Source organism: Paraeggerthella hominis (assembly GCF_021044775.1).
Taxonomy (GTDB): Bacteria; Actinomycetota; Coriobacteriia; order Coriobacteriales; family Eggerthellaceae; genus Paraeggerthella; species Paraeggerthella hominis.
Genome location: NZ_JAJNOQ010000029.1, coordinates 1 through 679 on the forward strand (window position 1 = coordinate 1; position 679 = coordinate 679).

The 679-nt window shown below is 64.1% G+C and carries 1 protein-coding gene; it reads right to left on the reverse strand.

Going from position 1 to position 679, the window contains the following annotated elements; all coding sequences use genetic code 11:
- Window positions 1-136: 136 nt before the first annotated feature.
- A partial coding sequence (locus LQE90_RS12320) for a transposase (protein WP_216530033.1) occupies window positions 137-679 on the reverse strand: 543 nt, incomplete at its 5' end.

A 679-nucleotide genomic window follows, 5' to 3' on the forward strand; every position in this document is an offset into this window, starting at 1 on the left:
CGGTAGTGCCGCAAATGTTGGTGTAATCCGTCCTAGCAAAGGTAGGCGTAGCCTGCCTGAGCGGGCGGAAACAAGAGCCCGATCAACGGGAGCCGCCGCTTTGGAATCCGGTCGCGGCTGACGTCATGCTAGCACATCATGCGGCCTTGCGGCACGCTGTCTCAACAGCTAGTTCGATAAGCTTGCAGGCATGCGCCCTCACCTCCTCGGTAATCGCTGCAGCGGAGGCGAGCGCTTGGGCTTGGCGTTTGGCGACTTCCTGCTCCTCGTAGAAGGCAGAGACCGCCTCTCCGCCCATGTAGCGCCGGCTTGACCAGTCCTCGTCCATCTCGGCGCAGACGGCGCCGATGAGCCGCAGCAGCGAGGCGGCCGACGGAAACACCTGCACAACCCGCCCGCGGCGTTTGATCTCGCGGTTCGCACGTTCTTGAACGTTGTTGGTCCGCAGGCGGCGATGGTGCTCGAGTGGGAAGTCCAGGTAGGCCAGCGCATCGCATTCGGCCTCTTCGAGCAGCTCGGCTGCTTTGGCGCTCATCTCGGCGACGGCGTCGATGGCCGCATGGTAGGCGGCACGGACGAACGTCGGGTCCTGCTCGCGGAACACGGACTGCAGGGCCTTGAGCGCCATGGCTTTCCGTCGCTTGTCGGGCATGAGCTTGGCGACGTTGCGTTCGAGATG